The organism is Geobacillus sp. Sah69 (assembly GCF_001414205.1).
Classification (GTDB): Bacteria; Bacillota; Bacilli; order Bacillales; family Anoxybacillaceae; genus Geobacillus; species Geobacillus stearothermophilus.
The window spans coordinates 304,346-317,236 of record NZ_LLKS01000019.1 but is presented as its reverse complement, the minus strand read 5'-3'; the positions used below and the strand labels follow the sequence as shown (position 1 = coordinate 317,236).

Here is a 12,891-nt window from a genome sequence, read left to right as displayed (position 1 = left end):
AAACCTTTTTGTAAAGTGAGTAATCACTCACAAAACAAATTTTTTGAGCTGCCGAACTGTCGGCAGCCCCTTCCTAGTTCATCGTTTGCATGTCTTGCCAGCCGTAGCACCACTCCCATAATGCTTTTCCACCGATTTCCACCCTTTCCTCGGCCAGTTTTTCACCGCCAAGCCGTTCGTAAAAACCGCGTGACGGATTGTCGGCAAGCACCCAGACGACCAGCGAATGAATGCCTTTTTGCGTCAAATCGCCGACGAGCGCTTGCACGAGCTGCCAGCCGAGCCCTTTTCCTTGCACCTCTTTAAGCAAATAAATCGCATACAGCTCCCCGTCATACTTCGCTATCAGACCGTCGGCTGCCCGATTTGGTCCGCCGGAGACGAATCCAACGACGCGTCCGTTTTCCTCGGCGACAAACACGGAATGGTCCGATTGGCGGAGCACCTTCTCCCATAACGTTTGTTTTTCTCCCACTGCCAACGTCTCCAAGTACGCGTCCGGCACGATGCCGCTGTACGTCGTCTTCCAACTTTCGACGTGGACCGAAGCGATGGCCAGTGCGTCGACCCATGTGGCTTTACGGATCATCGTTTTCCCCCTTTTCCCCAGTTTGATAGAAGTTTTCAAATTGAACGCTCTCCCACCTACGCTTGAGCTTTGAGGTGAGAGATTGTTGGAAACACCCGCCCCACAGCAGGCTGTCAACCAAGCCATCCCCGCCCAACACGTGGAAGTGGGGGTCTTCTCGGCGCGAGATGATAAAGAAAAGCAGGGCGGTGCTGTTCCCGCCCGCCTTCTTTGCTTCTTTTTACAAGGCTTTGTCATCGACGCTGTCCAACCACCGCTCGATATGGCCGACGACCGAAGCGACCGCCCCGTCAGCAAACGGCGACTTTAGGTTGGCGCTTTTGACGAGCTCAGTAAACGGCCGGCTGCCGCCCAATCGGCAAAGCGCCACATAGTCGCGCCAGGCTGATTCCCGGTCTTCCTGCGCCCGCTTCCAAAACTGGAACGCGCACACTTGCGCAAGGGTGTAATCGATGTAATAAAACGGATCGGTGTAAATATGCCCTTGCCGCTGCCAAAACCCGCCGCGCTCAAGGTAGTCATGGCCGGCGTAGTCTCTTGTCGGCAAATACGCTTTTTCGATGCTGCGCCAGACACTCTTCCGCTCCGCTGGCGTCATATCCGGGTTCTCGTAGACCGCGTGCTGAAATTCATCGACCGCCACGCCGTACGGCAAAAACAAGAGCGCGTCGCTCAAATGGGCGAACCGGTATTTGTCGGCGTCTTCGCCGAAAAAGAGCTCCATCCACGGCCATGTGAAAAATTCCATGCTCATCGAATGGATTTCACACGCCTCAAGCGTCGGCCAGTTGTATTCCGGAATGTCGTAATGACGGCTTTCATACACTTGGAACGCATGTCCGGCTTCATGGGTCAATACGTCAATGTCGCCGGATGTGCCGGTAAAGTTCGAGAAAATAAACGGCGCCTTGTAATCATCGATATAGGTGCAATAGCCGCCGCCCGCCTTCCCTTTTTTGGCGACGAGGTCCATCAATTCGTGTTCGACCATATAGCGGAAAAACTCGCCGGTTTCCGGCGACAGCTCTTCATACATGCGCCGGCCGTTGTCAACAATCCAAGCGGCGTCCCCTTTTGGCGCCGGGTTGCCGCTCGGAAACATGAACGGCTCATCATAATATGTAAGCCGGTCGACCTGAATCCGCTGCCGCTGGCGCTCGCGCAGCTTGGACGCGAGCGGGACGATGTGCGTTTTTACCTGCTGGCGATAGCCTGCAACCATGTCGGCATTGTAATCGGTCCGGCCTAAACGGGCATAGCCGAGCTCAACAAAGTTTTGGAAACCGAGCTTGCGGGCGATCGCTGTGCGGACGTGGACGAGCTCATCATACAGCTCATCGAGCTCTTTTTCGTGGTCCGTGAAAAACGAAAACCGCGCTTCGCTCGCCCGTTGGCGCATCGTGCGGTCCGGCGACTCGACAAACGGCTGCAGCTGGGCGAGCGTCCGCTCCTCTCCTTCAAACATGATTTTCGCCGATGCGATGAGCTTCGTATATTCGCTGGCCAGCTTGTTTTCTTTTTGCAAGTCCTCTACAATCGCCGGCGCGTATGTTTTCAGTTGCGTTTCCGCCAACGCAAACAGCTGTTTCCCCCATACTTGTTCCAATTCAGCGCGGAACGGCGAGGAAACAAGCGCGCGGTAATAATCGTTGACAAGCCCCTTGACGATCGGCTCCGTTTCATCGAAAAAGTCTTGTTCTTTCTTATAGAACTCATCGTTTGTATCGATCGTATGGCGAATATGGCAAAGGTTCGCCATCGTGCTGTAGCGGCGGCGCAGCTCATTGATCCGCTTCATCGCCTCGTGTTGCAAGGCGGCGCTCCCGGCGCGGCGGAACGAATCAAGCGCTTCTTGAAACGATGCTTGCAATTGAGCGATGTCCGGCCGCTCGTAACGAAATTCGGAAAACTTCATGCTCTGTCCCTTCTTTCCTTTCATTTTTATATTTTTTCATCACTCAGCCGATCTACTGTTTATTCGCCATGAATCCTCAAAATCCTTCTCGATTTCCCATTCTCTGGGTTCATCACCACAAATTATACTAATCATTTCACTCATATTTCGCAACCTTTGCATCATATACATTTTCCAAAAACATATTGACGTTTTTTGTTGAATTGAATTGACGTTTTTTGTTGAATTGAGTAATATAATGTCGACAACGATATACCCCCTCTCCACTTCAATGGGATAGAGGTTGCGGTGAACAAAAGTAGCGCTGTCGAGGCTCGGAGCGGTCGATGATGCAGCGGGAAAGGGTTCACCGCCGAAGTTTGCGGCGCGCTCCGGCGGCGCAAGCTGGGCCTGCGTCCGAACAGGCGCAGGACTGCCATCGCCCTTGGGCGATGGAGCGCTATCGCCATTCAGTTGGATGCGAATCATGCACCCGCTGAAGAGGCGCGGGTGCTTTCTTTTTTTTTGAAAGGAGCGTTTTGACCTTGGATCAGCAACGAAAACTTGGCATTTGGGTGTTAACCGCGCTTGTCGTGGGCAATATGGTTGGTTCCGGCATTTTCATGCTGCCGCGCTCGTTGGCGGAGGCTTCGAGCCCCATCGGCGTGATGCTCGCCTGGCTGCTGACCGGAGCCGGCGTTCTCATGACGGCGCTTGTTTTCGGCAACTTGGCAATCCGCAAGCCCGACTTAGGCGGCGGACCGCAAATTTACGCGAAGGAGCTGTTTCCGAAAGGCTCCAATCTCTCGATTTTATCGGGATTTATGTCATCGTGGGGCTACTGGGTCGGCAACTTTGCCGGCAATGTCGCCATCATCACGACGTTTGCGAGCTACTTGTCGACATTTTTCCCTGTATTAACGAGCGACAAAACCGTTCTCACGATGGGCTCGTTTACGCTAAAGCTTGGGAATTTGCTTACCTTTCTCGTCTGCACGGCGCTTCTTTTGGGGATGCATATCATCATTTTGCGCGGTGTAGAAGGCGCTGGCAAGCTGAATTTTGTCGCCACCGCGGCCAAAGTGCTTGGCTTTTTCCTATTTATCGTCATCGCCTTGTTTGCCTTTGACAAAGCGGTCATCGGCCCGCTTGATGCCCCGCGTTATGACGGAGACGGACAGCCGATCGGTTTGCTTGGACAAATCAACAACGCCGCGTTATCGACACTCTGGGCGTTTGTCGGCGTTGAATCGGCGATGGTGTTCGCTTCCCGCGCGCGCAAACAAGCGGACGTAAAACGGGCGACGATCGCCGGCCTGCTCATCGCCTTAGCCATTTACATCGGCATCAGCTTTTTGGTGATGGGCGTCTTGCCGCAACGCGAACTGATTCAATCGGAAAAACCGCTCGTTGATGCCATCATTGCCATCGTCGGACCGGCGGGCGGCTACGTGTTGGCTGGTCTTGGGCTCATTAGTCTGCTCGGCTCGACGCTCGGCTGGATCTTGCTGAGCGCTGAGGTGCCGTACCAGGCGGCGAAACAAGGGCTGTTTTTGACGGCCTTTTTGAGAGAAAACAAGAAAAACGTGCCAAGCTTCTCGTTGACGCTATCGAATGCATTAGCCCAGCTGTTCATTTTCTCGACCATTTCCCATTCGATGGCGGCAGCGTTCGATTTTGTCATTTACATCGCTACGCTCGCTTATCTCGTTCCATATTTGATTGCTTCCGTCTTCCAGCTGAAGCTCACGCTCACGGGGGAAACGTATGCGGCAGGACGGGAGCGGCTCGCTGACGGCATCGTTGCGGCGCTGGCAACATTGTATTCCGTCTGGGTCGTCATCGCCGGGACGGCGGATATGAAAACGTTCCTGCTGGGCGTTGCCTTGCTGGCAAGCGGCGTGATCTTCTACCCGCAGGTGAAAAAGGCAGCGCAGCAGGCAAATGAAAAACAAAAACTGTCGGCATAGCTAAAAAACGGACGCCTATCGTTTGGGCGTTCGTTTTTTCTGTTTTAGGCAGGATCTTGTCTTTCGGAAGACGAAATATACAATGTAGTTCCATTTTACTTAAAAGAAAGAGGGGGCCAACTGATGAACAACAACGAACAACCGACAAAACGCCGCGGCATAACGGCGGAAGATTTGCTTCGCCTCCGCTCGGTGCGCGACCCGCACTACGCGCCGGACGGGACGCGCGCCGTGTTTGTGGAAAAATCGATTGATGAGGAAAAACAATACCGCTCCCATTTATGGATATGGGCGGCAGACGGCTCCGTCCGTCAATGGACGTTCGGCCGCTGGCGCGACATGAAGCCGCGTTTTTCCCCAAGAGGTGAAATAATCGCCTTTTTATCTGACCGCTCCGGACGCACACAGCTTTGGCTTTTGCCCGCCAATGGCGGTGAGGCGCGCCAACTGACGTTTTTCAAAAACGGTGTGCGCGATTACGTTTGGTCGCCGGATGGAACGTTTCTCATCGCCCTAACGACGCTTGGCGATGATGAAACGATTGAAGACCGCGAAGAACCGGAAAAGGCAGAAGTGAAGCGAGCCGACCTGAAACCGCGCGTGGTCGAGCGGCTGTATTACAAATCAGACGCGGCTGGTTTTCTTGACGGCAAACGGGCGGTGCTCACGCGCATCGATGTGCTGTCAGGAAAAATCGAAGCGTTGACGGGCCGCGAGGAGGAAATCGGTTCGTTTGCGATTTCGCCAAACGGACGGACGCTTGCCTTTGTCGCCAACCGAAACGAGGATCCGGACACAACCTTTACGCGTGACATTGTTTTGCTTGATCTCGAGAAAAAAACAGAAACGAACTTGACGAACGGCTGCGGCACATTCGCTTCGCTCGCCTGGTCGCCGGACGGAACGAAGCTCGCCGCCATCGGCCATGATCTTGCTTATCTCGGGGCTACGCTTCACCGGCTTTACATCTTTGAGCCGGAGCGTGGAACGAAGCGGGTGTTGACCGCCGATTGGGATGTCCATCTCGGCGATGCCATGGTCGGCGACACACACGCTGATGCGAAAGGGCCGGGACCGATTTGGGCGAGCGACGGAAGCGGCCTGTATGTCACCGCCTCGGAGCGCGGACGCGTCAACGCATATTTCGTCTCGCTCGCCGGCCCGATCGTTCCGGTGATCGAAGGCAACTTCCATTTATACGGTTTAGCCATCCACCCAAGTGAACAGCAAGCCATTGCCGCCATCAGCTCGCCTACGTCCGTTGGCGATTTATATGCGGTCTCGCTTGCCGATGGAACGAAAACGCGGCTTACGCGTGCCAATGAAGCGCTCGAAAACGAAGTGGTGTTCGCCGATGCCGAACCGTTTACGTATCGATCGGCGGACGGTTTGGAGATTCAAGGCTGGATCGTCAACTACCCCCACTTAGCTAACGCTTGAAGTGGGGGCTTGCAACTCCCCAGAAGTACAAGCGGACTTCGTCCTCCTTCCTTGACTTGGGGTTGCATCAGGGCAGGTTGACAACTACCCAACGACGCAGGTCATGCCTGCATCGTTACCGATTCTCTCGGTGTGTCTGTTGGCAGTACTTGGCTTCCACACACAACAGACGGATCTACGCTCGATGTTTTACGGTTACAACGTTTCCTGTAACCAACTCCATACATCGAGTAGCAGTTATTGGAGTGCCTTTATTAAACGGTTTTCTCCACGCCTTTATTATATCATACACAAAAGAAAAGGGGAACGCGCATTCCTCTCCCACTTACTCCCTTTGGTCGTTGAAGTGGGAGTCTCCTGCGCGAAATAGGATGAAACCGCCTGAGCTTGACGAAGGGGAAAAGGCGCCGCTTGTCGTCGAAATTCACGGCGGGCCGCATGCGATGTATGGATTTACGTTTTTCCATGAATTGCAGCTGCTCGCTTCATCCGGTTATGCCGTGCTGTTTACGAACCCGCGCGGCAGCCACGGATACGGCCAGTCGTTTGTCAATGTGGTGCGCGGCGACTATGGCGGCATGGATTATGAAGACATTATGGCTGGCGTCGACGCCGCCATCAGCAAGTTCGACTTTATTGACAAAGAACGGCTTGGCGTCACCGGCGGCAGCTACGGCGGATTTATGACGAACTGGATCGTTGGGCATACCGACCGATTCAAAGCGGCTGTCACTCAACGTTCGATTTCCAACTGGCTCAGCTTCTCTGGCGTGAGCGACATCGGCTACTTTTTCACGAAATGGGAAGTCGGCTACGACGTTTTGGAAAACGCTGAGCGGCTTTGGCATCATTCGCCGCTCAAATACGTCAAACACATGCGCACACCGCTTTTGATTTTGCACAGCGAACGCGATTACCGCTGCCCGATTGAGCAGGCCGAACAGCTGTTTGTCGCCTTAAAGCAGCTCGGGCGGGAAACAAAGCTCGTCCGCTTTCCGGACGCCAACCACGATTTGTCGCGCACCGGCAACCCTGCTCTTCGGCTTGAGCGTCTTCGCCATATCGTCGACTGGTTTGACCGCTATTTGAAAGGAGCATCGCATTAATCCGAAAGGAGAACCACCATGTACGCACTCGTCATCGGTGGGACAGGCATGTTAACCGACGTGTCGCTTTGGCTCGTGCGAGAAGGGTACCATATATCCATCGTCGCCCGGAACAGGGAACGGATGGAACGGCTCATCGCCCGCGCCGCACATCTGGAGGCCATTACCCCGCTTTTGGTCGATTATCGCGATCATGATGTACTATGTTCCTTGATTCACCAAACAATCAATGAAAACAGAGCCTTCGACCTTGTTGTCGCATGGGTGCACAGCGACGGGAAACAGGCGTTTCCGGCCATCATCCGGGAAAATAGCAGACATCCCGGTCCTTGGCGTCTGTTCCACGTGCCCGGCAGCCGGGCCCATCCGGCCGAGGCAAAGCGGGAACTCCGTTTGTCTTCCGCTTGCCTGTACCGGCAAATTCAGCTTGGCTTCGTGATCGAAGAGCACAGCACGCGTTGGCTCACCCATCAAGAAATCAGCAGCGGCGTCATTGACGCCATTCGGCGTGATGCGCCGTTTCATCTTGTCGGCACACTAGCATCAGAGAAGAAGCGGCCGCATTAATGGGAAGCGCCCTCTCGTTTGTACCGAGAGGGTGCTTTGTCCGCCTTTGGCGCGGATGGTTTCACGATGGAAGCAGTTCGACATAATCGCCCGTTTTCAAGCCGGCCGCGTTCGCTTCATCGGTGTCAATGTGCATATCTAACGCAAAATCTTCGCTGACGCGGACGATCACTTCGTCAAAAATGAGCGCCCGCTCCCCTTGCGTTTTCACTTTCACAACTTGTTTATCGCGGACGCCAAACGTCTCGGCATCTTTCGGCGTCATATGAATGTGGCGCTTGGCAATGATCACCCCTTTGTCGACGGTCACCGTCCCCTTCGGCCCGTGAATCGTAATGCCCGGCGTTCCGTCAATATCGCCGGATAAGCGGACCGGGGGCGCGACGCCGAGCTTGAAGCTGTCGGTTTTCGAAATTTCAAGCTGGGTGAGCGAACGGACCGGTCCGAGGACGCGGACGTTTTCAATTTTCCCTTTCGGCCCTTCGACCGTCACCGTTTCCTTGGCGGCGAACTGGCCAGGCTGCGACAACGGCTTGAGCACCGTCAGCTCGGCGCCTTCGCCAAACAGCGCCGCCATGTGTTCTTTTGATAAATGAATGTGGCGATTCGATACCCCTACTGGAACCATCAATGGTGATCTCTCCTTTTTTGCTGGCTATGGTATGTTCTTTATATAACGTATCCATTTCCGGCAAAATTAAAGAGGCCGACCTCGCGTCAGCCCCTTGTTTTTGCCCCATATCCTAATTTTTTCAGCAGCGCAATCGCCTGCTCTTTTTCTGCCGCCGTCAGCGCCGAAACCGTTTCGTGAATTTTTTCCGCATGCTCGGGAAATACGCGCTCAATAAACCGCCGCCCCTCTTCTGTAATGGACGCGTACGTGACGCGCCGGTCCTTTTCGCAGGCGCGGCGGACGATCAATCCTTTGTTTTCCAGTTTGTCAATGACGTAGGTGATGCTCCCGCTCGCCAGCAAAATTTTTTCGCCAATTTGCTGGAGCGGCTGATCCCCTTTATGGTATAACAATTCTAACACGGCAAATTCGGTCGGATTGACCCCGAATGAGTGGATTGATTTGTTCACTTGGTCGCTTACGGCGCGGTAAGCCCGCGACAATACGATAAACAACTTTAGCGATTGCTCGAGTTCTTGCTCTTTTTGTTCCATGCCATCCAACCCTTTGCATTTAACCATTTCTTACTTGCATTATACTTGAACAGCAAACAGGCAGGCAACCGTTTTTGCCAGGCGCTGGTCCATTTTTCTCACCAGCGGCCGTTCCTTTCGCTATGATAATTTTGTTATAGGGCAGCGCTTGGGCGATTGTCACATTTGTGGAAACAGCGCATACGAAAAAATAAAGGCTGATGAAGGGGGAATTGGATGAACGGGGTATTGACCGGCAGTGTGCTGTCCGCCTTATCGACCGGACTTGGCGCTGTGCCGATTTTGTTTATGGCCAAATCGCTCACCCACCGCTGGCGCGATGTACTCCTCGCGTTTTCAGCCGGCATTATGATGGCGGCCTCGATGACAAGTCTTATTCCCGAGACCCTGCGGTCCGGCGGTTTTGAGGCGCTCGCCATCGGATTGGCGGCGGGGGTGCTCGTGTTAACGTTGCTTGAGATGACCGTCCCCCATATCGACTTGGAGCATACGAAAAGCGGCTTGCAATTCGACGAAAAGGCGATGCTCATCATCGCCGCCATTGCGATGCACAATCTCCCCGAAGGGCTGTCAGTCGGGGTGAGCTACGCCTCAGACGGCGCTTCGCAAATCGGCAATTTGATCGCATTGGCCATCGGCTTGCAAAACGCGCCGGAAGGATTTTTGGTCGCCTTGTTTTTAGTCAATCAGCAGATTGGCCGCTTTAAAGCGTTTGTCATTGCCACGTTAACCGGCGCGGTCGAAATTGTGACGTCTTTGCTCGGCTTTTATTTAACCTCTCTCTTCCGCGGCCTCGTTCCATACGGGTTAGCGTTTGCCACCGGGGCGATGCTGTTCATCATTTACAAAGAGCTCATTCCCGAAAGCCATGGCGACGGCAACGAACGGATCTCGACGTACGCCTTTATTATCGGCATTTTGTTTATGATTTTGTTAACCGAATCGTTTTAGCGGTCTCTCCTTCCGTCATCGAGGCAAGCGCTCCTCTCCATACAGAACGAAACACCCCGCTGCCTTGCCTGGCAACGGGGTTTTCTCATTATTGGACAGCCTCTTCTTTCTCTTCATACGGATGGGCGACCCAACCGGACGGGTTGATGAACAGGCGGACGGCTACGACTTGGCGGTCGTCCATGAGCGTAAAGTAGTGCGGATTCCCTTCCGGCACGGAAATGACATCGCCGGCTTCCAGCTCGACGTCAAAATAGCCGGTCTCTTTGTCGCCTTTGATAATGAAAATGCCATGGCCGGCCGTAATGGCGCGCACTTCGTCTTCCGTATGGATGTGCACTTGTTCAAATTTTTTCAGCAGTTCATCCAAGTTCGGCGTCGCATCGGACAGAGCGACGATATCCCATGTTTTGTAGCCGCGGCGCGCCGCCAAGTCTTCAATTTCATCTTTGAACGCCGCCAAAATTTCATTTTTCTCTTCATCGGTGAGCACGTATTTGTCGCGCAAATGCTCCGGCAGTTTGGCAATGTCCCAATGCTCGTACAGGACGCCTTGGCTGTTTAAAAAGGCGCGCACATTCTCCTCTCCTGTAATCACTTCACCTGTTTTTCTCACTTTGATGACGGCCATGTCAAAATCCCCCTTCTAAAAGATGTATATTAACCAACCGGCAGGCCGGCCCGTTGCAAAAGCAGCCGCTTCACCTGCCAGCTGAACAAAAACTCCCACGCTTCCAAATGTTTTTTCGCTTCAAACGCCGTTCGTCCCCAGACGGTAATGCCGTGGTTGTGGATCAACACAGCGCCGGCGTCGCCATGAACATGGTTCGCAAACTCCCGAGCCAGCGTCGGGATGTCGGCGTCATTGTTAATGATCGGGATGCGCACTGCGGCGTTTTCTTCCCAAATGCCAAACGCCTTGATGATTTCTTGGCCGGAAAAGACTGCTTCCCCGTTTGACGCATACAGTTCAGAAATCAAATTGTTGTCCACGGTATGAACGTGCAAGACGCAACCGGCGTTTGTGCGGTTGTAAATTTCCACATGCAGCAGCGTCTCCGCTGATGGCTTTAAATGTGTTTTCTCCGCTGGTCGGCCAGCAGCGTCAACGAGCAAGAAGTCCTCATCCGTTTGCTTCCGCTTATCCTTGCCGCTCACTGTCACCAAAAACGTCAACGGGTCGTCCGTCACTTTGATCGACAAATTGCCGCTTGTTGCGAAAAACCAATCGCAGGCGGCGAGCTCGGCTTTCACTTCCGCAAGCTCGTTCCACTTTTTCACGACGATGCTCATACGATCACCTCCATTCGCTGCAACGCATCCATCACGTCAAAAAACGTCGCAAATGGCGCGTGCGGCAGGTCAAGCTCTTGACATTTTTCAAGCAGAAAATCGCGCGCCAGCACATAGTCGGCTTGCCTGGCCACCGCCAAGTCGGTGATCGAATCGCCGATGACGACGTGATACCCGTCCGGGCGGGCAAGCCTGCGCAATAGCGACGGCTTGCAGCAGCCGCAGCCGTTTTGGCACCGGCTGTCACATGCATGCGGCCATGTGATGCGGATCGTCTCACCGCTGAAATCGGAACCGTTGCAAAAAATCCGCTCCGGTTCAATGAGCCCTTCAAGCAGCGGATAGACGAAAAAGTCGATGCCGCCGCTCACGATATAGAGCGGGATGCTTTGCTCTTTTGTCCATGCGACAAACTCGCGGAACCCTTCGCGCAAGCGGGCGGTGCTAAGCAAAAAGTCAACAATCTCCCCTTTCAGCGCTGACGGAAGAAGCGAAAACATTTTTCCGACGCCTTCCTGAACGGAGATGCGCTGGGCGAGAATGTCGTCCTTTAGTGCCTCCCACTCCGGCGGGGCGAACTGTTTCATAATCGCGATGATGTTGTCGTTTTCCGTGATCGTGCCGTCAAAATCGCAAAAAAGAACGAGTTGTTTCGTCATGCTTCCACCTCAATAGCGCCCCAGCGGTCGATCGCCTTTTGCAGCGCCTCGTTGTCTTTCGCCGCTTCACGAAGCGGACGGCCGACCAGCGCTGCGTCGATGGCGGCGCGAAACGCCTTTCCGCCGCCGATCGCCCCGTCCGGGTGGCCGTGGATGCCGCCGCCGGCGTTGACGACGCTGTCAAGGCCAAAATCGCGGACAAGGAGCGGCACCAAGCCCGGATGGATGCCGGCCGATGGCACTGGAAACGCCCGGGCAAACGGCTCTTGTTCATCGGTCAGCGCCCGGGCGATGCCAAGCGCCTGCTCGCGCTCCAAGGCGACGCTGCCGTACGGCGATGGGAACAGAACAAAGTCGGCGCCGGCAAGCCGCAAAAGCTTTCCAAGCAAGAGCGACGGGGCGACGCCGTAAAACTCCGACGGCGTGATCGCGCCGCTGAACGCCGGGTGGGCCATGATCGGAACGGAAATCTCTTCATCTTCCCGCAACCCTTGTAGGACGTCCAATCCATAGGCGAACACGTTGAACAACAGCACATCGGCGCCAAGCACAGCCGCCCGTTTCGCTTTTTCTTTCAGTTCAAACGTTTTGCCGGTCAAGTTGACGGCATACAGCGTCCGCTTGCCTGTTTGTTCGTACACCTCTTCGAGCGCCGCTTTGCCTTCTGTAATGCGCTTCGCAAATGGCAGACGATCGCTGTCAAACAAAATTTCGTCATCTTTGACCAAGTCAACGCCGCCAAGCGCTTGCTTTTTCAACTCTGATGTCAAATACGCCAAATCGCGGCCAACGATGCCTTTGAAAATGCTCATCAACAGCGGGCGGTCGTACACTCCGACCTTTTCGCGAATGCCGGCGATGCCAAAGCGCGGCCCCGGAAACTGCCGCTTCCATTCTTCCGGAAATTCCAAATCAAGCAACCGCACTTCCCCGTCAAGCGACAGCTTGCCGAACGTCGTCACCAACAATGCTGGCAAATCGGCGCTGAAGTTGACGGTCGGGTAAGCGATTTTGACGATTGCCCGCTTCAACCGCTTGCCGAAATAGGCGTTTACCCGCTCGCTCTCGCCAAGCTCTTCGATCGCAACGACTTCCCCTTTATGCTTGCGAAGCTGGTCTTGCTCTAGCTGCGGCAAGTCGGTCCATGTGCCGACTGTCAAGCCGAGCGCGATTCCTTCCGCTTTTTGGCGAATATCGTGTTCATCATGAAGAAAATACGTCGCAATGACTGCACTCATCGTCCATCCCTCTTTCA

Annotated in this window: 11 protein-coding genes, 2 pseudogenes and 1 riboswitch; of the genes and pseudogenes, 5 read left to right on the top strand and 8 right to left on the bottom strand. The window is 54.3% G+C overall.

From position 1 onward, the window contains the following. Positions 1-73 precede the first annotated feature (73 nt). Positions 74-589, bottom strand: coding sequence for a GNAT family N-acetyltransferase (locus AP057_RS03440; protein WP_055358072.1), 516 nt, complete (start codon positions 587-589; stop codon positions 74-76). A gap of 220 nt (positions 590-809) precedes the next feature. Then, a complete protein-coding gene (locus tag AP057_RS03435) occupies positions 810-2,504 on the bottom strand; it encodes a M3 family oligoendopeptidase (RefSeq protein ID WP_055358070.1) in 1,695 nt (564 codons plus the stop codon). A gap of 269 nt (positions 2,505-2,773) precedes the next feature. Then, positions 2,774-2,954, top strand: a riboswitch (Lysine riboswitch). 74 nt (positions 2,955-3,028) lie between these two features. Between AP057_RS03435 and AP057_RS03425 the strand changes: the two genes are divergently transcribed. The 4 genes and pseudogenes from AP057_RS03425 to AP057_RS03410 all read left to right on the top strand — a co-directional run bounded on the left by AP057_RS03425 (position 3,029) and on the right by AP057_RS03410 (position 7,566). Beyond that, positions 3,029-4,453, top strand: coding sequence for an amino acid permease (locus tag AP057_RS03425; protein ID WP_055358069.1), 1,425 nt, complete (start codon positions 3,029-3,031; stop codon positions 4,451-4,453). Between the two features lie 123 nt (positions 4,454-4,576). After that, positions 4,577-5,863, top strand: a pseudogene (locus AP057_RS03420) (TolB family protein); the annotation flags it as partial. Positions 5,864-6,264: 401 nt separating this feature from the next. After that, positions 6,265-6,999 (top strand): annotated as a pseudogene (locus AP057_RS03415) (alpha/beta hydrolase family protein); the annotation flags it as partial. Between the two features lie 18 nt (positions 7,000-7,017). After that, a complete protein-coding gene (locus tag AP057_RS03410; protein WP_055358067.1) occupies positions 7,018-7,566 on the top strand; it encodes a short-chain dehydrogenase in 549 nt (182 codons plus the stop codon). Between the two features lie 61 nt (positions 7,567-7,627). On the opposite strand, the gene AP057_RS03405 is transcribed toward AP057_RS03410, so the two are convergent. Then, positions 7,628-8,194: a phosphate propanoyltransferase gene (locus tag AP057_RS03405; RefSeq protein ID WP_033006192.1), complete on the bottom strand. Its 567-nt coding sequence runs from the start codon at positions 8,192-8,194 to the stop codon at positions 7,628-7,630. Positions 8,195-8,283: 89 nt separating this feature from the next. Further along, a complete protein-coding gene (locus AP057_RS03400; protein ID WP_014195273.1) occupies positions 8,284-8,733 on the bottom strand; it encodes a MarR family winged helix-turn-helix transcriptional regulator in 450 nt (149 codons plus the stop codon). A 216-nt stretch (positions 8,734-8,949) separates the two neighbouring features. Between AP057_RS03400 and AP057_RS03395 the strand changes: the two genes are divergently transcribed. Beyond that, a complete protein-coding gene (locus tag AP057_RS03395) occupies positions 8,950-9,684 on the top strand; it encodes a ZIP family metal transporter (RefSeq protein ID WP_055358065.1) in 735 nt (244 codons plus the stop codon). 88 nt (positions 9,685-9,772) lie between these two features. Here the strand turns inward: AP057_RS03395 and AP057_RS03390 are convergent, their stop codons facing one another. The 4 genes from AP057_RS03390 to mtnW are packed head-to-tail and all read right to left on the bottom strand — an operon-like array spanning position 9,773 to position 12,874. Further along, a complete protein-coding gene (locus tag AP057_RS03390) occupies positions 9,773-10,315 on the bottom strand; it encodes an acireductone dioxygenase (protein ID WP_033015827.1) in 543 nt (180 codons plus the stop codon). A 29-nt stretch (positions 10,316-10,344) separates the two neighbouring features. Next, on the bottom strand, positions 10,345-10,977 hold the full coding sequence (locus AP057_RS03385) for a methylthioribulose 1-phosphate dehydratase (RefSeq protein WP_055358063.1): 633 nt from the start codon (positions 10,975-10,977) through the stop codon (positions 10,345-10,347). After that, positions 10,974-11,636: a 2-hydroxy-3-keto-5-methylthiopentenyl-1-phosphate phosphatase gene (mtnX, locus tag AP057_RS03380; protein ID WP_015374251.1), complete on the bottom strand. Its 663-nt coding sequence runs from the start codon at positions 11,634-11,636 to the stop codon at positions 10,974-10,976. The genes AP057_RS03385 and mtnX overlap by 4 nt, the downstream gene beginning before the upstream one ends. Next, a complete protein-coding gene (gene mtnW / locus AP057_RS03375) occupies positions 11,633-12,874 on the bottom strand; it encodes a 2,3-diketo-5-methylthiopentyl-1-phosphate enolase (RefSeq protein WP_055358062.1) in 1,242 nt (413 codons plus the stop codon). Before mtnW ends, mtnX begins: the two co-directional genes overlap by 4 nt. Positions 12,875-12,891: the final 17 nt, after the last annotated feature.

Excerpts from the sequence above, each read along its gene's own strand:
- AP057_RS03440 (WP_055358072.1), bottom strand. The coding sequence starts at position 589 with ATGATCCGTAAAGCCACATGGGTCGACGCACTGGCCATCGCTTCGGTC.
- AP057_RS03435 (WP_055358070.1), bottom strand. The coding sequence starts at position 2,504 with ATGAAGTTTTCCGAATTTCGTTACGAGCGGCCGGACATCGCTCAATTG.
- AP057_RS03410 (WP_055358067.1), top strand. The coding sequence starts at position 7,018 with ATGTACGCACTCGTCATCGGTGGGACAGGCATGTTAACCGACGTGTCG.
- AP057_RS03405 (WP_033006192.1), bottom strand. The coding sequence starts at position 8,194 with ATGGTTCCAGTAGGGGTATCGAATCGCCACATTCATTTATCAAAAGAA.
- AP057_RS03400 (WP_014195273.1), bottom strand. The coding sequence starts at position 8,733 with ATGGAACAAAAAGAGCAAGAACTCGAGCAATCGCTAAAGTTGTTTATC.
- AP057_RS03395 (WP_055358065.1), top strand. The coding sequence starts at position 8,950 with ATGAACGGGGTATTGACCGGCAGTGTGCTGTCCGCCTTATCGACCGGA.
- AP057_RS03390 (WP_033015827.1), bottom strand. The coding sequence starts at position 10,315 with ATGGCCGTCATCAAAGTGAGAAAAACAGGTGAAGTGATTACAGGAGAG.
- AP057_RS03385 (WP_055358063.1), bottom strand. The coding sequence starts at position 10,977 with ATGAGCATCGTCGTGAAAAAGTGGAACGAGCTTGCGGAAGTGAAAGCC.
- mtnX (WP_015374251.1), bottom strand. The coding sequence starts at position 11,636 with ATGACGAAACAACTCGTTCTTTTTTGCGATTTTGACGGCACGATCACG.
- mtnW (WP_055358062.1), bottom strand. The coding sequence starts at position 12,874 with ATGAGTGCAGTCATTGCGACGTATTTTCTTCATGATGAACACGATATT.